This window comes from Variovorax sp. ISS6 (assembly GCF_056523145.1).
The window spans coordinates 6759576-6777265 of sequence record NZ_JAWRZC010000001.1 but is presented as its reverse complement, the minus strand read 5'-3'; the positions used below and the strand labels follow the sequence as shown (position 1 = coordinate 6777265).

General features: G+C 69.8%; 16 protein-coding genes. 12 read left to right on the top strand and 4 right to left on the bottom strand.

Features of this window, described 5'->3' with window-relative positions:
• Positions 1-7: 7 nt before the first annotated feature.
• Complete coding sequence (gene rtcR, locus AC1HIL_RS31355) at positions 8-1618, bottom strand: RNA repair transcriptional activator RtcR (RefSeq protein ID WP_479670811.1); 1611 nt, start codon at positions 1616-1618, stop codon at positions 8-10.
• 696 nt (positions 1619-2314) lie between these two features.
• Between rtcR and AC1HIL_RS31350 the strand changes: the two genes are divergently transcribed.
• The 6 genes from AC1HIL_RS31350 (at position 2315) to rtcA (ending at position 8691) form a co-directional block, all read left to right on the top strand.
• Positions 2315-3466: a slipin family protein gene (locus AC1HIL_RS31350; RefSeq protein ID WP_413762373.1), complete on the top strand. Its 1152-nt coding sequence runs from the start codon at positions 2315-2317 to the stop codon at positions 3464-3466.
• 289 nt (positions 3467-3755) lie between these two features.
• The gene (locus tag AC1HIL_RS31345; protein ID WP_479670810.1) at positions 3756-4982 is read left to right on the top strand and encodes an RtcB family protein; all 1227 of its coding nucleotides are present in this window, start codon (positions 3756-3758) and stop codon (positions 4980-4982) included.
• 60 nt (positions 4983-5042) lie between these two features.
• Positions 5043-5960 carry a zinc-ribbon domain-containing protein gene (locus AC1HIL_RS31340; protein ID WP_479670809.1) on the top strand — a complete coding sequence of 306 codons (918 nt, stop codon included), beginning with the start codon at positions 5043-5045 and terminating at the stop codon, positions 5958-5960.
• Complete coding sequence (locus AC1HIL_RS31335) at positions 5957-6634, top strand: hypothetical protein (RefSeq protein ID WP_479670808.1); 678 nt, start codon at positions 5957-5959, stop codon at positions 6632-6634. Before AC1HIL_RS31340 ends, AC1HIL_RS31335 begins: the two co-directional genes overlap by 4 nt.
• 27 nt (positions 6635-6661) lie before the next feature.
• Complete coding sequence (locus tag AC1HIL_RS31330; protein ID WP_479670807.1) at positions 6662-7537, top strand: nucleotidyltransferase domain-containing protein; 876 nt, start codon at positions 6662-6664, stop codon at positions 7535-7537.
• 65 nt (positions 7538-7602) lie between these two features.
• Complete coding sequence (rtcA, locus tag AC1HIL_RS31325) at positions 7603-8691, top strand: RNA 3'-terminal phosphate cyclase (protein WP_479670806.1); 1089 nt, start codon at positions 7603-7605, stop codon at positions 8689-8691.
• Positions 8692-8700: 9 nt separating this feature from the next.
• Here the strand turns inward: rtcA and AC1HIL_RS31320 are convergent, their stop codons facing one another.
• Entirely contained in the window at positions 8701-9150 is a 450-nt protein-coding gene (locus AC1HIL_RS31320; RefSeq protein WP_057596600.1) for a MarR family winged helix-turn-helix transcriptional regulator, read from the bottom strand.
• Between the two features lie 74 nt (positions 9151-9224).
• Here AC1HIL_RS31320 and AC1HIL_RS31315 point away from each other — a divergent pair, with 74 nt between their 5' ends.
• The 6 genes from AC1HIL_RS31315 (at position 9225) to AC1HIL_RS31290 (ending at position 15370) form a co-directional block, all read left to right on the top strand.
• Positions 9225-10211 (top strand): Bug family tripartite tricarboxylate transporter substrate binding protein, encoded by a 987-nt coding sequence (locus AC1HIL_RS31315; protein ID WP_261213439.1) that lies wholly within the window; start codon positions 9225-9227, stop codon positions 10209-10211.
• Between the two features lie 7 nt (positions 10212-10218).
• The gene (locus AC1HIL_RS31310) at positions 10219-11190 is read left to right on the top strand and encodes an amidohydrolase family protein (protein ID WP_479670805.1); all 972 of its coding nucleotides are present in this window, start codon (positions 10219-10221) and stop codon (positions 11188-11190) included.
• A gap of 1 nt (position 11191) precedes the next feature.
• Positions 11192-12412, top strand: a complete 1221-nt coding sequence (locus tag AC1HIL_RS31305) for a 3-hydroxybenzoate 6-monooxygenase (RefSeq protein ID WP_479670804.1) — start codon at positions 11192-11194, stop codon at positions 12410-12412.
• Complete coding sequence (locus tag AC1HIL_RS31300; RefSeq protein WP_479670803.1) at positions 12409-13800, top strand: MFS transporter; 1392 nt, start codon at positions 12409-12411, stop codon at positions 13798-13800. The genes AC1HIL_RS31305 and AC1HIL_RS31300 overlap by 4 nt, the downstream gene beginning before the upstream one ends.
• Positions 13797-14210: a DoxX family protein gene (locus tag AC1HIL_RS31295; RefSeq protein ID WP_479670802.1), complete on the top strand. Its 414-nt coding sequence runs from the start codon at positions 13797-13799 to the stop codon at positions 14208-14210. Before AC1HIL_RS31300 ends, AC1HIL_RS31295 begins: the two co-directional genes overlap by 4 nt.
• A 98-nt stretch (positions 14211-14308) precedes the next feature.
• A complete protein-coding gene (locus AC1HIL_RS31290; RefSeq protein ID WP_479670801.1) occupies positions 14309-15370 on the top strand; it encodes a maleylacetate reductase in 1062 nt (353 codons plus the stop codon).
• Between the two features lie 45 nt (positions 15371-15415).
• Here AC1HIL_RS31290 and AC1HIL_RS31285 read toward each other — a convergent pair whose 3' ends face one another.
• Positions 15416-15877 carry a hypothetical protein gene (locus tag AC1HIL_RS31285; protein ID WP_261213452.1) on the bottom strand — a complete coding sequence of 154 codons (462 nt, stop codon included), beginning with the start codon at positions 15875-15877 and terminating at the stop codon, positions 15416-15418.
• A 168-nt stretch (positions 15878-16045) separates the two neighbouring features.
• The gene (locus AC1HIL_RS31280; protein WP_479670800.1) at positions 16046-17689 is read right to left on the bottom strand and encodes an adenylate/guanylate cyclase domain-containing protein; all 1644 of its coding nucleotides are present in this window, start codon (positions 17687-17689) and stop codon (positions 16046-16048) included.
• Between the last annotated feature and the right edge of the window lies 1 nt (position 17690).

The window sequence follows — 17690 nt, the reverse complement described above, 5'->3', positions numbered from 1 at the left end:
GCTTTGTTCATGCGCTCGTCATGGTGCCCCATTCCAGCCCGAACTTCGCGAGGTACTTGCGCAACCGATCCGCATCGTTCACCACGCTGCGCTGCGCTCGCGAGGCCTGGAACAGCTGCCTCCCCGCTTCCGACAGGCTGCGCGACTTCCGGCACACGCGCAGTACGGCCTCGAGTTGCAGCCGATCGAACAGGTCGAGCGAAGCGGCACGCGCCTCGCCGAGCAGCGCATCGAGGTCGACGGCCTGCGACTCGTCCGCAAACAGTGCCGGCTGCGCGCGCTTCCACAGCCAGCGCAGCCGCGCGATCTCGGCCTCGACCAGCGCGACCGGGATGCGTCCGCCATCGGCCAGCGTGGCCAGCCGCGTGACGCTGGCCGAGAGATCGCGGAAGTTGCCGCTCCACAGCGCCTCGGGGCTCTGGGCGAAGCGCAGGTAGGCGGCGCGCGCCTCGGCGTTGAAGCGTACCACGCGGTGGTTCTCGGTGGCATGCAGCGCCAGCAGGTGGTCGACGTTGGGCTCGATGTCCTCGGGGCGTTGCGCGAGGCCCGGCAGGTCGTAGGTCCAGAGGTTGATGCGTGCGAACAGGTCTTCGCGGAAGCGCCCCTCGGCCACATCGCTGCGCAGGTCGCGGTTGGTGCCGGCGATGAGCTGGAAGTCGCTCTCGACCTCCTTGTCGGCCCCGACGGGGAAGAAGCGCTTCTCCTCGATCGCCTTGAGCAGCATGGCCTGCTCGTCGAGGCCCAGCTCGCCGATCTCGTCGAGGAAGAGCACGCCCTGGTGCGCCGTGCGCAGCAGGCCGGCGCGCTCGCTCGCGGCGCCGGTGAACGAGCCCTTCTTGTGGCCGAACAAGGTGGAGGCGGCACCGTCGCCACGCAGGGTGGCGCAGTTGACCTCGACGAAGGCGCCCGTGGCCTGGTGGCGCGACTGCTTGAGCTCGAACATGCGCCGCGCGAGGAAGGACTTGCCCGCGCCCGTCGGGCCCACCAGCAGGATCGGCGCGCGCGAGCGCACCGCCACGCGCTCGATCTCGTCGATGAGTGCGTTGAAGCGCGCGTTGCGCGTGGCGATGCCGCTCTTGAGGAAGGCGACCGCGTCGCGCTGCTCGGCGTCGAAGCGGCGCGCGATGACGTCGTAGCGCGAGAGGTCGAGGTCGATCAGCACGCACTTGCCGGCCTCGCCCTCGCGCTGGCGCCGCGGCGGCGAGGTCTGGGCCAGCACGCCAGGGATGGTGCGCGACTCGGACAGCAGGAACATGCAGATCTGCGCGACATGGGTGCCGGTGGTGATGTGCGACCAGTACTGCTCGCGCTCGGTGTCGAAGGGATAGGTGCGTGCCCAGTCGTACAGGCGCGAGTAGACCTCGCCGAAATCCCAGGGGTCGGCCAGATCCATCGGCACCAGGTTGACCGTGGTTTCGGGCGAGACGGCCGCGATGTCGGCCTTGACGAGCTCGGCCAGCGTCTTGTGCTTGAGCGTGTAGAGCAGCTCCATGCGCGCCACCACCATGTCCTCGTGCTGCGCGAGCGAGACGGTGGGGCGCCACTTGCTCCAGCGGCCGGCGCCCTGGCCGGCGTCGAGCTGGGTGCCGAGGAAGCCGATGACGACGATGGGTTTCATGGATAAAAAACTAGCCGAATTTATAAATTTATCTGGATGCTAGCCGGATGGACTGCGAGGTGTCAAAGAAGGGAAAGAAGTTTTCCCCAGGAATATCAATGACTTGCGTGCTTCCGGCCGCTCCGTGCCGCGGATTGCCGCGACGTGGCACGCGGCCTGCAATGAAGAACCCGTCCGGATGCAGTTCATCCGCTCGCAGGTACCGCATGAAAGCGGTCCGGTGCCGCAGGCCAGACCTGTCTTGGGTCGGCGGTATGCCGCTGTTGAACTGCCTGGCGACTGGACTCGATCCAGTTTGCTCATGGTTGAGCACCGTGTGGATCACATGGCGTTGCGGGTTCGATTCCCGCGAAACACCCGGCGGTGCGTGCACCGCCATCTGATGGGGCGAAAGCCCCCCGCCCCGGCACACCGGAGCGATGGCGCAGGGCCCCGGCCCTGCGGCGCGCGACACCGTGCCAAGCGCAGGCGGCTTGCGCACCGTGCGTGCGTCAGGGAACTGCGCGCGGCCATCGACGGCGAGGAAGGTGAGGAGGGCGTTGCGATCGCGACGACAGGAGTCACCACCGGACCGCGCGAGCGCCGCGCTGCAGCCCCTGGCGACCGCGAGGCCCGCCGCCTGCCCTTTCGAGGGTCTGGATTCATTGCCAGGAACAAGACGACGAAACGAACGAAAAGCGAAGTAGGAGAGAAGAAATGTTGGGCTTCCACCAGATCACCATCAAGAAGAACGAGCGCGCGCTGCTGCTGCGCAACGGCGATTTCGAGCAATTGCTCGGCCCGGGAAAGCATCGCGTCTTCGCGGGCTTCGATACCGTGAAGCTCGAGCGCTTCGCGCTCGGCGAGCCGGTGTTCGAGCACGAACTGGCCGATTACTTCCTGGCGCGCGAGCCCGAACTGGTGGCACGCGAGTTCGTGCAGGTTTCCTTGGGCGAGACCCAGGTGGGCCTGCGCCACGAGGACGGTGTGCTGGTGCAGATCCTGCCGCCCGCAACGCGCAAGCTGTACTGGCGCGGGCTGCGCGAGCAGCGCGTCGACGTGGTCGACGTGGCGGTCGATGCGCGCCTGCCGGCCGATCTGCTCTCGAAGCTGCAGAGCGTGGCGCTGCGTCCGCGTGCGGTGCAGGGCCTCGAAGGCGTGCTGCTGGTGCAGGTGCCCGAGTTCCACGTCGGCGTGCTGACGCTCGAGGGCCAGATGCAGGCGCTGCTGCCGGCGGGCAACCACGGCTTCTGGCGCTTCAACCGCCAGGTGGCGGTGAGCTGCATCGATCTGCGTTCGCAGATCGCGGAAGTGAGCGGCCAGGAGATCCTGACCCGCGACAAGGTCGGGCTGCGGCTGAACCTGTCGGCGGTGTGGCGCTTCGCCGACGTGCGGCAGGCCCTGGCCCAGATGCCGAAGCCGGCCGAGCATGTCTACCGCGAATTGCAGTTCGGTCTGCGCGCCGCGGTGGGCGAACAGACGCTCGATGCGCTGCTGGAGAACAAGGCGGCCATCGACCAGACGGTGCTGGCGCAGGTGCGCGAACGGCTCGAGGGTTCGGGTGTCGTGCTCGAGAGCGTGGGCGTGAAGGACATCATCCTGCCGGGCGAGATGAAGACCATCCTCGCGCAGGTGGTGGAGGCCGAGAAATCGGCCCAGGCCAACGTGATCCGCCGCCGCGAGGAAACCGCGGCCACGCGCTCGCTGCTGAACACCGCGAAAGTGATGGAGGGCAACCCTGTCGCATTGCGGATGAAGGAACTCGAGACGCTGGAACGCGTGGCCGAGCGGATCGACAAGATCTCGGTGGTCGGCGGCCTGGACCAGGTGCTCAACGGGCTCGTGACGCTGCGGCCGAACGGGGCTTGAGCGACGGGAGATGAGGGTTAAGGGCACGCAGGCATTGAAGGGAGCGCCACTGCCAAAAATGTTGATGTTGCCGGCAGCCTGGGTAAGACCAGGTACGGCGGGCAAGTCGGTCGACGAGCAAGGTTGAGGATGCAGGTGCTGGCTCCGATGACGGGTCTGTCACTGGCGCGCGTTTCCAATCGTCGACTGGGCCGCTGGATTCAAGCACCACGGTCGCCGTATTGATGCGGGTTCGAATCCCGCCGTGTCCACCAGAATGATCGTGAAGAACAGATAGACGGAGAGAAAAATGAAAGAACAGAACTACAACCTGCACGAAGTCCCCAACGGCGTGCCCGTGAAGATGTGGACCCGCGGCGTGCCCGTGGAAGACGAGGCGCGCAAGCAGCTCGAGAACGCGGCTCGCCTGCCGATCGTGTTCAAGCACATCGCGGCCATGCCCGACGTGCACTACGGCATCGGCGCGACCGTGGGTTCGGTGATCCCGACCTTCAAGGCCATCATCCCGGCCGCGGTGGGCGTGGACATCGGCTGCGGAATGATGGCGTGCAAGACCACGCTGCATGCCAACGACCTGCCCGACAACCTGGGCCCGCTGCGCTCGGCGATCGAGAAGGCCGTGCCGCACGGCTCGAACCCCAAGCGCATGGGCCGCGACAAGGGCTCGTGGGAAACGCCGCCCGACGAAACCGACGCCGCCTGGGCCAAGCTGGTGGATGAGTTCGATGCGATCTGCGAGGACTACCCGCGCATCAAGAACACGAACAACCACAAGCACCTGGGAACGCTGGGGACCGGCAACCACTTCATCGAGGTCTGCCTCGACGAGGCGGGTTCGGTGTGGTTCATGCTGCACTCGGGTTCGCGTGGCGTGGGCAACGCGATCGGCACGCACTTCATCGAACTCGCGAAGAAGGACGCCGAGCAGCACCAGCGCAACCTGCCCGACCAGGACCTGGCGTACTTCCAGGAAGGCGCCCGGTACTTCGGCGACTACGTGCGCGCGGTGGGCTGGGCCCAGAAGTTCGCGCGTGCGAACCGCGAGGTGATGATGCAGCGCGTGGTCGCGGCCGCGCGCAAGGTCATCGCGAAGCCCTTCGAGGCGCACGTGGAAGCGGTGAACTGCCACCACAACTACGTGAGCCGCGAAACGCACTTCGGCGAGGACGTGCTCGTGACCCGCAAGGGCGCGGTGAGTGCGAAGGCCGGCGAGCTCGGGATCATCCCCGGCAGCATGGGCGCCAAGAGCTACATCGTGCGCGGCAAGGGCAACCCCGAGAGCTTCATGAGCTGCAGCCACGGCGCCGGTCGAAAGATGAGCCGTACCAAGGCGAAGAAGCTGTTCACGATCGCCGACCAGATCGCCGCGACCGAGGGCGTGGAATGCCGCAAGGACGCCGACGTGATCGACGAGATCCCGATGGCCTACAAGGACATCGACGCGGTGATGGACGCGCAGAAGGACCTGGTGGAGGTGGTCTACACGCTCAAGCAGGTGGTGTGCGTGAAGGGTTAGTGCAAGGAGGTCGTCCCGATCGGCCTCCCTTTTTCAGAGAGACCGAACGAGGACGACGAGATGAAGAGCAACAAGCAACGCCGCGCCGAGATCCGCGGCCGCCGCCTCGAGCGCGCGGCGCGCATCGAGGCGCAACTGCGCCTGCCCGACCAGCGGCACCTGCCGTCGCGGCGCGCGCCGGGCCTCGAGCCTGCCGACGTGGCGGTGCTGGCACGCCACAACAACACCTATGGCGCGCTGCCCACCTATTACGTCGACCGCGCCTTCACCTGCCGCGACTGCGGTGCCGAGCAGGTGTGGACGGCCAAGCAGCAGAAGTGGTGGTACGAGACGATGCACGCCAGCATCGACAGCCGCGCGGTGCGCTGCCTGCCATGCCGGCGGGCGCTGTGCGCGGCGCGGTCCGCCTCGCGCGAAGGCGAGGGCGCGAACCTGCTGGGCGTGATGTCGCAACGGCTGCGTGCGTTCGCCGGCGCACCCGCAACGCCCGCGGCGCGCGCCGAGGTCGATGCCGCGCTCGAGAGCAAGTGGTGGGGCCTGCGCACGCTGGCGGTCGAGGCACTGGGCCATTGGGGTTCGGCGGCCGATCTCGCGCGGCTGCGCGCGCTGGTCGATGCCTGGCAACCGTCGTGGAACAGCTGGGAGCGGCAGGGCGCGCAGGCGGCGGTCGAGGCGCTGGCCGCGAAGCTGCGCCATCCCGCCGACGAGGACTGGGCACTCGAAGCCTGCCTGCGCGGCCATGCGAACCCGTGGAACTGGCGTGCCTTTCTGGCTGCCATTCCATCGGCGCGCCTTGCGGCATGCGGCGAAGCGGAGTTCGCGCGGCGCGGCGAAGGGCATCATCGGCTGTTGCGATGGCTGGCGGTGGCGCATTGCCTGGGTCTCGCGCCCGGGCCGGCGCAGGTCGCGGCCTTGAACGCCCATGCGGACAAGGAGGTCCGCCAGTGGGCCCAACGATTCGGGAGAAAGCCGGAATGAGCGCATCGAAGGACGAGGTCGTGCCGATGGCATCGGAGGCGGCGGCCGCCCACGACGCGCTGCGCGCCACGCTGCAGCGCGTGGGCGTGGTGTTCGAGTTCAGCGTCTGCCGCGTGGCCGGCGAGGCACCGGTGGTGGGCGAAGCGCATCACCGCGAGGTGTTGCGGCGGCTGGGCGAGGAAACGATGGCGCGGGCCGAACGCCACTGGCGCGAGGCCATGGAAAAGAACCCGTCCCTGCAGCCGGCCAGCTTCGATGCGCAACGGGCCTTCGACGTGGCGAGCGCAAGCGCGACGCGGCTCGACGCGGCGGCGGTGGTCGCGGCCGACAGCTATCCACCGAACCATCGCATCGCGCACACGCGCGAGCTCGACGAGGTGGACTGGTTCGAGTGGCTCTGCCAAGCCTTCGGCGATCCGCCGTATCCGTTGACGGTGGCCGACGAAGCCGAGCGAGCCACGCTGTTCCCGCGCTTCTGCGAGGCCATCGGGCTGCTGCCGGACGAAGGCCTCGTGCTGCTCGATTGGGTCGGCGATCCGGAGCGCGAGCCCGAGCGCAGCACGTGGAGTGCGTATTTCGAGGACGGCAAGGAGTGGTGGGGCATCTGGTGCTTCACCGTGTGGAATCCGCGGCGCGGCACGCTGGCCGCGGTGATGGCGAGCACGACGGATTGAATGACGAACGAGAGGGAAAGGACAACGATGGAACCGCAACGAAACGAGGAGCGCATCCGCTCGGCCCACCCGGTCGAGCCCGCCATGCGCGCGCAGATCATGGAGGAACTCGCCGCCATCGAGGCCCGGCACGAGGTCACGGTGCTGTTCGCCTGCGAATCGGGCAGCCGCGGCTGGGGCTTCGCCTCGCCCGACAGCGACTACGACGTGCGCTTCATCTACGTGAACCGCCTGCCGTGGTACCTGACGGTGACGCCGCGGCGCGACGTGATCGAGCTGCCGATCAGCGGCGAGCTCGACATCAACGGCTGGGACCTGCGCAAGGCACTGGGACTGATGCGCGAATCGAACCCGACGCTGCTCGAGTGGCTGCGCTCGCCGATCGTCTACCGCGAGGACGCGCAGGCGATGCCGCGTTTCCGCGCGCTGTCGGAGGCCGTGTTCTCCAACGCGCGCGGCTGGCATCACTACGCCTCGATGGCGAAGAAGAACTTCCGCGAGCACCTGCAGGCCGAGACGGTGCGCTACAAGAAGTACCTCTACGTGCTGCGCCCGCTGCTGGCCGCGCGCTGGATCCGCATGCGGCCCGGTGTGCCGCCGATGCGCTTCGCCGACCTCGCGCAGCACACGCTCGATCCGGTGCGCGATGCCGCGCTGATCGACGAGATCAACGCGCTGCTCGAGGTGAAGATGCGCGCCGGCGAGGCCGCGACCAGCCCGCGCTGGCCGTGCATCCATGCCTTCATCGAGGCGGAGCTGGCCGCGCATGCGGCCGAGCCCGTGACGGCGCTGCCGCCGGCCGATGCGTCGGGGCTCGATGCCTTCCTCAGCGAGACGGTGCAGCGCTTCGGGGCTAGCGATGCGAAGAGCGCGGTGCGCCATGGGTCGCGGGGTTGCGGCTGAAGGCACACCGAGAAAAATGGGAACAGGGGCGCGCGATGCATGCGCTCGCTACAAGAAGAACAGCCATGAAAGAAGAAGAAATCCAACGAGAACAGGCGCATGCGGCGCCGTTGCAGACCGTCGTGCTCGACGGCTCCCAAGGCGAGGGTGGCGGCCAGATCCTGCGCACCAGCCTCGCGCTGTCGATGGTCACGGGCCGGCCCATGGCCATCGAGAAGATTCGCGCCGGCCGAGCCAAGCCGGGCCTGATGCGCCAGCACCTCGCGTGCGTGAAGGCGGCCGCCGCCATCAGCGGCGCGGCCGTCGAGGGCGCCGAACTCGGTTCGCAGTCGCTGCGCTTCGCGCCGGGCCCGGTGCGCGCGGGCGAGTACCGCTTCGCGATCTCGGGCGCTGGCAGCTGCATGCTGGTGCTGCAGACCGTGCTGCCGCCGCTGCTGCTGGCGGGTGCTGCGAGCCGGCTGCATCTGAGCGGCGGTACGCACAACCCGATGGCGCCGCCGTTCCATTTCCTCGAGCGCGCCTTTGCGCCGCTGGTGCGCCGCCTCGGCGCCGACCTGCGACTGCAGCTGCGCCGCCATGGCTTCTATCCGGCCGGCGGTGGCGAGGTCGAGGCCGACATCGTGCCGGCGGCCGGTGCGCTGCAGCCCTTCGACCTGCTCTCGCGCGGCGAGGCGCTGGAGCGCCATGCCGAATGCCTGGCGCCGGGCATCGCGCGCCATGTGATGACGCGCGAACTCGAGACCCTGGGCGCGGCGATGGGCTGGACCGGCGAGCAGCTGCGCTACGGCGCCACGCGGCAGAACGAGGGCCCGGGCAATGCGCTGATCGCGACGCTGGTGCATGCCGAGGTGACCGAGGTGTTCACGGCCTTCGGCGAGAAGACGCTGAGCGCCGAGCAGGTGGCGCATGCGCTGGTGAAGGAACTGCGCGACTTCCTCAAGAGCGAGGCGGCGGTCGGGCCGCACCTGGCCGACCAGCTCGCGCTGCTGCTGGCGCTGGCCTGCTGGCAGAGCGGCCGCGGCGCGGCGTTCACCTGCAGCGAGGTGACCGAGCACACGCGCACCAACTGCGCGGTGATCGAGCGCTTCCTGCCGGTGCGCTTCGCGATCGCGCAGGCGCGCGCGGCCTCGACGGTGCGCGTCGAACCGGCCTGAGCCAACTCCTCAGGCCAGCGGCGTCGCGTTCGCGTACAGCCGCAGCAGCATCGCGCGCAGGGTCTTGACTTCGGCCGGGCTGAAGTCGGAGATCGCGACCGCCTCGTAGTGCTGCGCGAGCGGGATCAGCTCGAGCGTGAGCGCGAGCCCGCGCTCGGTCAGCGCGATGCGCACCGCGCGCTTGTCGGTGTCGCACTTCTCCCGCATCACCAGCTCGTTGGCCGCCAGGCGGTCGACGATGCGCGACAGCGCCGACAGGTCGGTCGAGGCATGCGTCGCCAGCTCCGAGAGCGTCTGGCGCGGCGTGTGCTGCAGCGAGGCGCACACGCGCCACTCGCTGAGGCTCAGCCCATAGGGCTTGAGGGCCTTGGCGAAGGCATTGCCCATGCGCGCGCCGGCGCGTGCCAGCAGGAAGGGAATGGCCTTCTCGAGGTCGTGTTCTTGGCTCAGGGTTTTCATCTAGACATGCTTGATTGTTCAAGTATATAGTCCGCCCACTTATTTGAATAATCAAGTAAATGGAGACAAAAAAGATGAGCCTCGGACACTCGCGCAGGCACGCCGTCGCGGCCCTGCTGGCCCTCGTTTCGGCACTGCCGGCCGCACAGGCGCAGACGGCGGCGAAATGGCCCGCCCAGGCCGTGCGCTTCATCGTGCCGTTCCCGGCCGGCTCGGCGCCCGACGTGCTGATCCGCCTCGTGGGCGCGAAGCTCGGCGAGAAGTGGGGCCAGGGCGTGATCGTCGACAACAGGCCCGGCGGCAGCGGCGTGATCGGCATGAACGGCATCCTCGCCGCGCCCGCCGACGGCTACAGCTTCGGCTTCGTGCAGGGCTCGGCGATCTCGGTGGCGCCGAGCACGATCAAGGGCGTGAGCTACGACTTCAACCGCGACTTCGTGCCGGTCACGCTCGCGGCGGTCGCGCCTTTCATGCTCGCGGTGCCCGGCAACTCGCCGCACAAGACGCTGGCCGACTTCATCGCGGCCGCGCGCGCCAGGCCGCAGGGCGTCGAGGTGGCCGACAACGGCCGCGGCACGGCGCCGCACCTGGCCTCGGCGCTGCTCGGGCTGCAGTCGGGCGCGCAGTTCCTCGAGGTGCACTACCCGGGCGGCGCGCAGGCGATGCAGGCCACGCTCGGCGGCCAGACCCAGATGATGGTCGAGACCTACAACGTGGTCGCGGGCAACGTGCAGGGCGGCCGCATGCGCATCCTCGCCAGCATGGGCGACCGCGTGGAGCCCGGCCTCGAGGCCTTCCCGCTCGCGAGCAAGACCGTGCCCGGCGCGGTGGCGCACGGCTGGTTCGCGGTGATCGCGAAGAAGGGCGTCGACGCGCAGGTGCTCGCGAAGCTCAACAAGGACATGAACGAGGCGCTGCTGCTGCCCGAGGTGGTCGCCAAGTCGCGCGAGCTCGGCACCTATCCGCGCCCCGGCACGCCCGAACAACTGGCGCGCTACATCGCCGAGGACCGCAAGACCTGGCAGGACGTGCTCGACAAGCTGAACATCAAACCGGAGTGAACACCCCATGAAAGACAAGATTGCGCTCGAAGAGCATTTCGCGATCGACCTGACGATCGCCGACTCGCAGGTCTATGCACGGCCCGAGGTGTGGCAGACGCTCAGGAGCAACCTGCTCGACTTCGAGCAGCAGCGCCTCGAGCAGATGGACCAGTGGGGCACGGCCTTCTCGATCCTCTCGCTGAACTCGCCCGCGGTGCAGGGCATTCCCGACGCGAAGCGCGCGGTGGAAGTCGCGAAGCGCGCCAACGACGTGCTGGCCGAGCAGGTGCGCCGCCATCCCGCGCGCTTCGGCGGCTTCGCGGCGCTGCCGCTGCAGGACCCCGAGGCGGCGGCGCGCGAACTCGAGCGCTGCGTGAAGGAACTGGGCTTCCACGGCTTCCTGGTCAACGGCTTCTCGCAGGTGGGCGACGAGCAGACGGTCGTCTACTACGACGATCCGCGCTTCGCCGATTTCTGGCGCGCCGCCGCGGCGCTGGGCAAGCCCTTCTACATGCATCCGCGCGACCCGCTGCTGCCGCGCGAGCCGATCTACGAAGGCGCGCACTGGCTCACCGGCCCGACCTGGGCCTTCGCGGTCGAGACCGGCATCCATGCGCTGCGCCTGCTGTCGAGCGGCCTGTTCGACCGCCATCCCGAGCTGCAGATGATCCTCGGCCACTTCGGCGAGGGCATCCCGTTCAACATCTGGCGCGTCGACCACATCCTGCGCAAGGGCCGCCGCGGCATGCCCTGCGACAGGGAGATCGGCGACTACCTGCGCAGCAACGTGCACATCACGACCAGCGGCAACTTCCGCACGCCCACGCTGCTGTCGACGATGCTCGAGGTGGGATCTGACCGCATCATGTATTCGGTCGACTATCCGTTCGAGAAGCACGAGGACGCGGCACGCTGGTTCGACCGCTGCGAGATCAGCGAGAACGACCGGCGCAAGATCGGCCGCGACAACGCGCGCCGGCTGTTCGGGCTCAACTGAAATGGGCGCGGCGAAAGACACGCGGCCGGTGCTGGTGGCCGGCGGCGGCATCGGCGGGCTGGCGGCGGCGCTCGCGCTGGTGCGCGAGGGTTACCGCGTCAAGGTGATCGAGCAGGCCGGCCGGATCGGCGAGATCGGCGCCGGCATCCAGCTGAGCCCGAACGCCTTCGCGGCCTGCGATGCCCTCGGGGTGGGCGCGCAGCTGCGCGCCAAGGCGGTCTACACCGACGAGATGGTGATGTTCGACGCGCTCGATGCGCGGCGCGTGGCGGGCATCTCGCTGGCCGACGCTTTCCGCGAGCGCTTCGGCAATCCCTATGCGGTGATCCACCGCGCCGATATCCATGGCGCGCTGCTCGACGGCGTGCAGTCGGCGCGCGACGGCCAGATCGAGTTCCTGACCTCGACCAAAGGCGTGAAGATCGAGCAGGACGCCGAGGGCGTGACCTTGATCGACGCGCAGGGCGGGCGCCACGAAGGCCAGGCGCTGATCGGCTGCGACGGCGTGCGCTCGGTGGTGCGACAGCAGTACGTGGGCGACGGCATCCGGGTGTCGGGCCACGTGGTGTTCCGCGCGGTGGTCGACACGGCCGAGTTCCCCGAGGCGCTGCGCTTCACCGCGCCATGCATCTGGGTCGGCCCCAACTGCCACCTGGTGCACTACCCGCTCAAGGGCGGCGACAAGTTCAACCTGGCCGCCACCTTCCACAGCGACCGGCCCGAGGAATGGGGCTCGATGGATGGCGACCCGGCCGAGCTGCCGCGCTTCTTCGCCGGCACCTGCGAGCGGGTGCAGCAGATCCTGCGCGTGCCCAGGGCCTGGAAGCGCTACTCGACGGCCGATCGCAACCCGATCGAGCAATGGACCTTCGGCCGCGCCACCCTGCTGGGCGACGCCGCGCATCCCATGGTGCAGTACCTCGCGCAGGGCGCCTGCATGGCCTGCGAGGACGCGGTCACGCTCGGCCTCGCGCTGCGCCGCGAACAGGGCGACTGGCCGCGCGCGCTCGCGCTGTACGAGCGTTCGCGCGTGGCGCGCACCGCGCGCGTGGTGCTGTCGGCGCGCGAGATGGGGCGCATCTACCACGCCAAGGGCGTGGAGCGGCAGGTGCGCAACAGCATGTGGAAGGGCCGGCCGCAGGCGCGCTTCCACGACGCGCTCGAATGGCTCTACGGCTGGAGCGCCGAGCACTGCCTGGATCTCGACGAGGCGCTCGCGTGAGAGCCATCGCCGAATCCGCGGGCACGGGCGCCGCCGCCGAGCTGCGCGCGCCGATCGACATCCCCGCGCTGATCGACAGCCATCCGGTCAGCCGCTTCCAGCGCTGGATCCTGGTGCTGGTGGGCTGCGCGGTGGTGATGGACGGCTTCGACGTGCAGGCGATGGGCTTCGTGGCGCCCGCGATCGTGCACGAATGGGGCATCGAGAAGGCCGCGCTGGGCCCGGTGTTCGGCGCCGGCCTGCTGGGCATGCTGGTCGGCTCGCTGGTGCTGAGCATCTGCGCCGACCGCTTCGGCCGCCGGCCGGTGCTGATCGCGGCCACGGTGTTCTTCGCGCTGTGCATGCTCGCGACCACCGGGGTCCACACGCTGGGCCAGCTGCTCGCGATGCGCTTCGTCACCGGCATCGGACTGGGCGGCATCATGGCCAACGCCAGCGCGCTGGCCAGCGAGTACAGCCCGCACCGGCGGCGCGTGACGCTGATGATGTGGGTCTCGTGCGGCTTCACGGGCGGCGCGGTGCTCGGCGGCGCGATCAGCGCGCTGCTGCTGCCGCTGGGCGGCTGGCGCGCGGTGTTCGTGTTCGGCGGCGTGGTGCCGCTGGTGATCGCGGCGCTGATGCTGCGCTACATGCCCGAGTCGATGCAGTTCCTGGTGCTGCGCGGGCGTCGGCTCGACCGGGTGCAGCAATGGCTGCGCCACATCGCGCCCGGCGTGCCGGTGGATGCCGCCAGCCGCTACGTGGTGCACGAGGCGAAGCAGGACGGCGCACCGGTGGCCGAGCTGTTCCGCGGCGGCCGCGCGCGCGCCACGTTGCTGCTGTGGGGCATCAACTTCCTCAACCTGCTGAACCTGTTCTTCCTCGCCAACTGGCTGCCCACGCTGGCGGTCGACGCGGGCTACAGCGCGAACGTGGCGGTGGCCGCCGGCACGCTGCTGCAGGTGGGCGGCGTGGTGGGCACGGTGGCGATGGGGCCGCTGATCGACCGCGTGGGCTTCTACCGCGTGCTGGTGCCGGTGTTCGCGCTCGCGGTGCTGACCATCGCGCTGATCGGCCAGCCCGCGCTGCCGCTCGCGGCCATGCTGGCGGCGGTGGTGGTCAGCGGCTTCTGCATCGTCGGCGCGCAGCCGGCGCTGATCGCGCTGGCCTCGAGCGTCTACCCGACCACGGTGCGCGCCACCGGCATGGGCTGGAGCCTGGGCATCGGCCGCGCGGGCTCGATCGCGGGGCCGCTGGTGGCGGGCTGGCTGATCGGGCTGCACTGGTCGAACGGCGCGCTGTTCGTGGCGGCGGCGCTGCCCGCGCTGCTGTCGTGCGCGATGGTGTTCTGCATGGGGCGGACTGGATTCACGAACAGCGCCACGGTGCGCGAAGGAGAGAGAGCATGACGAATGGAACGGCGACGAGGCCGATGGATGGCGGCGCGGCGGTGCTGGCGGCCCGCGTGCTGATGGCCGCGATCTTCCTGATCGCGGGCGTGCGCAAGCTCATGACCTATGGCGCCACGCTCGGCTATTTCGCCAAGCTCGGCATCCCGCTGCCCGACGTGGTGCTGCCGCTGACCATCGCGCTCGAGATCGGCGGCGGCCTGCTGCTGGTCGCGGGCTGGCGCGTGAAGTGGGTGGCGGGTGCGCTCGCGCTCTTCACCCTCGCCACCGCCTTCGCGGCCCATGCCTTCTGGGCGGCCGACGCGGCGCAGTTCAATGCGCAGCTCAACAACTTCCTCAAGAACGTCGCGATGGCGGGTGGCTTCCTGCTGCTGATCGTGCAGGCCCGCACCAGAGACACTGTGCGCTGAGCGGAAAACTGCTTTCCGTTGGCGGCATGGCAGCGCGCACTGGCGCGCGGGAGACTCGCGGCGGGCGCCTCGCGTCCCGAATCCGAAAGCCCGACCCCATGACCCATTCTTCCTTCGTCTACAACAGCGCGCCCCAGCGCGTGGTCTTCGGCGCCGGCGCGCTGCGGCACCTGGCGCGCGAGATCGAGGCGCTCGGCGCTCGGCGCGCGCTGGTGCTGTCCACGCCCGAGCAGCGGCCGCAGGCCGAGCGTATCGAGGCCCTGCTCGGCGACCATGCGGCCGGCGTGTTCGACCGCGCCGTGATGCACGTGCCGATCGAGACCGCGCGCGAGGCGCGCGAGGTGGCGCGGCGGCTCGATGCCGACTGCGCCGTGGCCATCGGCGGCGGCTCGACCACCGGCCTGGGCAAGGCGATCGCGCTCGATTCGGGGCTGCCGATCCTCGCCATTCCCACCACCTATGCGGGCTCCGAAATGACGCCGATCTACGGCATCACCGAGGCCGGCCTCAAGAAGACCGGCAAGGACGCGCGCGTGCTGCCGCGCACCGTGATCTACGACCCCGAGCTCACGCTGAGCCTGCCGGTGGCGATGAGCGTGACCAGCGGCATCAACGCGATCGCGCATGCGGCCGAGGGCCTCTACGCGGTGGATGCCAATCCGATCATGGACCTGATGGCGGTGGAGGGCATCGCCGCGCTGGGCCGTGCGCTGCCCGTGCTGCGTGCCTCGGCCCAGGACGTGGCGGCGCGCGGCGATGCGCTGTACGGCGCATGGCTGTGCGGCACCGTGCTCGGCAACGTGGGCATGGCGCTGCACCACAAGCTCTGCCACACGCTAGGCGGCAGCTTCAACCTGCCGCATGCGGAGACCCACACCATCGTGCTGCCGCATGCGCTGGCCTACAACGCCGCGGCGGCGCCGCGCGCCATGGAGCGCATCGCCGGCGCGCTCGGCGGCGGCAGCGCGGCGCAGGCCGTGTACGAGCTCGCGCGCGACAACGGCGCGCCGGTGGCGCTGCGCGACATCGGCATGAAGGAAGCCGATCTCGACGTGGCCTGCGCGCAGGCGCTGCAGAACCAGTATCCGAATCCGCGGCCGCTGGAGCGCGACGCGATCCGCGCGCTGCTGCAGAACGCCTGGGAAGGCGCGCGGCCCTGAGCGGCGGGACCTCCGCGCCTTGCGCGCGAGGTCCGTCTGCCGCTCTCAGTTCGCGGCCGCTTCGCCGCCCGCGGGCTGCGTGCTGGCCACCGAGGGCACGCCCTGCAGCTGCTTCACTTCGGCCAGGTAGGCCGGGCTGTTGCGCAGGCGCTCGTAGGCGGCCGTGCGTTGGCGGAAATCGGGGTTGGTGCTGTCGATGCCGTCGATGCGCGCGTACTGGTTGAGGCCGGCGCGGGTCCACAGCGCGAGGTCGGCCTTGACTTCGGCACGGCTCAGCGCGCCCGCGGCCACGTTCTCGCCGGCTTCGCTGCCGACCCATGCTTCCTGCGGCGCCTGGGCCACGGTCTTCGAACGGTCCAGGTCGGCGCGCACGTCGGTGCGGCTCAGCGCGCTGCCGGTGGTGGCGATCGGCGCGCCCACCCAGGCTTCGGCGGGCACGGTCTGGGCCGAGGCGGCGCCGGCTGCGAGTGCGAGAGCGGAGAGGGCGATGAGTTGCTTGGTGTTCATGGTGAGAGTCCCTTCGGATGTCTGTGTGGGCGGCGGACATTCGTCGTTGCCACGGGATGCAGTGTGAAACCGCATCGTGGTTCGCGCTGTGCGTTTGCGCACTGCTTTCGATCGATCGCGCGCGGGCCGTGAACCCCACTGGCAGTGGGGAGAAACGGGGATGAAGGCTCAGGCCGTTCGCACCGCGTACAGCACCGCCAGCGGCTCGGTGCGCCCGCGCACAACGAGCATCTCGGGCTCGCCGAGCGCCTCGGCCGCGCCGGCCTGCTGCGCCGCGAACAGCGAGAGCACCAGCCGCGCCGAGGCTTTCTTCGAATGGTCCTGCAGCCGGCTCGCGGTGTTGACCACCTCGCCGATCGCGGTGAAGGTTGTGGTCTCGAGGTAGCCGACCTCGCCGACCGCGGCGCGGCCCGCGTGCAGGCCCATGCCGAAGTCCAGCCGCTGGCCGAACTGGGCCTCGAAGCCCTCGCTCCAGGCGTCCATGCGCTCGCCGATCAGCGTGGTGGCGCGCAGCGCCTGGCGGCAGGCGGTGGCGAGGTCGGTCTCGAGGCCGAAGATCGCCATCACGCTGTCGCCGATGAACTGGTTGGGCACACCGCCGGCCTCGCGCACGGCGGCGCCCACGGTGGCGAAGTAGCGGTCGAGCACGTAGGCGAGGTCGAAGGGCCACTGGCGTTCCGACAGCCCCGACCAGCGCCGCAGGTCGACGAACAGGATCGCCACGTCGCGCTCGTGGCCGAAGCTGCCCACGGGCGCGGGCCGGCCCTCGTTGGGGCGCGGCGCGAACAGCGGCGTGACCTCGATGTCGCCGCGCGGGCGCAGCTGGCAGGCCAGGCGCACGTCGGCCGGCGCGCGCACGCGTTCGAGGGTGCGCTGCTCGTCGCGGCCCGGCGCCCCGACGTGGCCGGCCGGGCCGTTCACGCGCACGCGGCAGGTCGAGCAGCGCGCGCGGCCGCCGCAGGCCGACAGGTGGGCGATGCCGTGCGAGCGGCTGGCCTCGAGCACGCTCCAGCCGCGCGGCACGTGCACCGTGCGCTCGGGATAGCGCAGCGCGATCGAGGGCCGGCCCGACCAGCGATAGAAGGCCGTGCGGCCCCAGCGCGCGAGCAGCAGCGCGGCCAGCGCCAGCGCATAGAAGAGCTTGATGTTGCGTTCGATCGCACCGAGCGCGCGTGACTGCTCGGCAGTCGGGACCACCGTCGGCGGCACGCCGGTCCACTGGAACTCGCGCCCCATCGAGACGAAGCCCACGGCGGCCAGCAGCGGCAGCACGACGGCGATGGCCAGCAGCAGATGCGAGAAGCGGCGATACCAGGGCTGCACGCGCAGCGCGAAGTGCAGGCCCAGGCAGCCGTGCACCCAGGCCGCGAGCATCAGCGCGAACTGCGCGCTCGCGCCCGGCAGGTCCCACAGGCCCCAGACCACGCGCGCGTACGAGCCATCGATGCCGTAGAGGGTGTGGGCGCCGCGCATCGCCGTCAGGTGGGCCGCCAGCAACAGCGGCAGCGAGAAGCCCAGCAGCACGCGCAGGCCCTCGAGCGGCGGCATGCGCAGCGTGCGCCGCTCCCACAGCGCGACCACGGCCAGCGCCAGGTGCGCCAGCGCGGCGCCATACAGCAGCAGGGTGCCGGGCAGGCTGTGCCAGAAGGCGCGCAACTGGTCGAGCACCGCCTCGGCCCGGGCGAAGGAGGCGATGCCCAGCGCATGGTTGAGCAGGTGCAGCGTGACGTAGGCCATCAGCACGATCCCGCTGGCCCAGCGCAGGTTGCGCCGCGTGGGCGTTCTCAGGGCGGATGGGGAACGTCTTTGCATG

Excerpts from the sequence above, each read along its gene's own strand:
- rtcA (WP_479670806.1), top strand. The coding sequence starts at position 7,603 with ATGAAAGAAGAAGAAATCCAACGAGAACAGGCGCATGCGGCGCCGTTG.
- AC1HIL_RS31340 (WP_479670809.1), top strand. The coding sequence starts at position 5,043 with ATGAAGAGCAACAAGCAACGCCGCGCCGAGATCCGCGGCCGCCGCCTC.
- AC1HIL_RS31315 (WP_261213439.1), top strand. The coding sequence starts at position 9,225 with ATGAGCCTCGGACACTCGCGCAGGCACGCCGTCGCGGCCCTGCTGGCC.
- AC1HIL_RS31335 (WP_479670808.1), top strand. The coding sequence starts at position 5,957 with ATGAGCGCATCGAAGGACGAGGTCGTGCCGATGGCATCGGAGGCGGCG.
- AC1HIL_RS31285 (WP_261213452.1), bottom strand. The coding sequence starts at position 15,877 with ATGAACACCAAGCAACTCATCGCCCTCTCCGCTCTCGCACTCGCAGCC.
- AC1HIL_RS31310 (WP_479670805.1), top strand. The coding sequence starts at position 10,219 with ATGAAAGACAAGATTGCGCTCGAAGAGCATTTCGCGATCGACCTGACG.
- AC1HIL_RS31290 (WP_479670801.1), top strand. The coding sequence starts at position 14,309 with ATGACCCATTCTTCCTTCGTCTACAACAGCGCGCCCCAGCGCGTGGTC.
- AC1HIL_RS31280 (WP_479670800.1), bottom strand. The coding sequence starts at position 17,689 with ATGCAAAGACGTTCCCCATCCGCCCTGAGAACGCCCACGCGGCGCAAC.
- rtcR (WP_479670811.1), bottom strand. The coding sequence starts at position 1,618 with ATGAAACCCATCGTCGTCATCGGCTTCCTCGGCACCCAGCTCGACGCC.
- AC1HIL_RS31330 (WP_479670807.1), top strand. The coding sequence starts at position 6,662 with ATGGAACCGCAACGAAACGAGGAGCGCATCCGCTCGGCCCACCCGGTC.
- AC1HIL_RS31320 (WP_057596600.1), bottom strand. The coding sequence starts at position 9,150 with ATGAAAACCCTGAGCCAAGAACACGACCTCGAGAAGGCCATTCCCTTC.
- AC1HIL_RS31305 (WP_479670804.1), top strand. The coding sequence starts at position 11,192 with ATGGGCGCGGCGAAAGACACGCGGCCGGTGCTGGTGGCCGGCGGCGGC.
- AC1HIL_RS31350 (WP_413762373.1), top strand. The coding sequence starts at position 2,315 with ATGTTGGGCTTCCACCAGATCACCATCAAGAAGAACGAGCGCGCGCTG.
- AC1HIL_RS31345 (WP_479670810.1), top strand. The coding sequence starts at position 3,756 with ATGAAAGAACAGAACTACAACCTGCACGAAGTCCCCAACGGCGTGCCC.
- AC1HIL_RS31295 (WP_479670802.1), top strand. The coding sequence starts at position 13,797 with ATGACGAATGGAACGGCGACGAGGCCGATGGATGGCGGCGCGGCGGTG.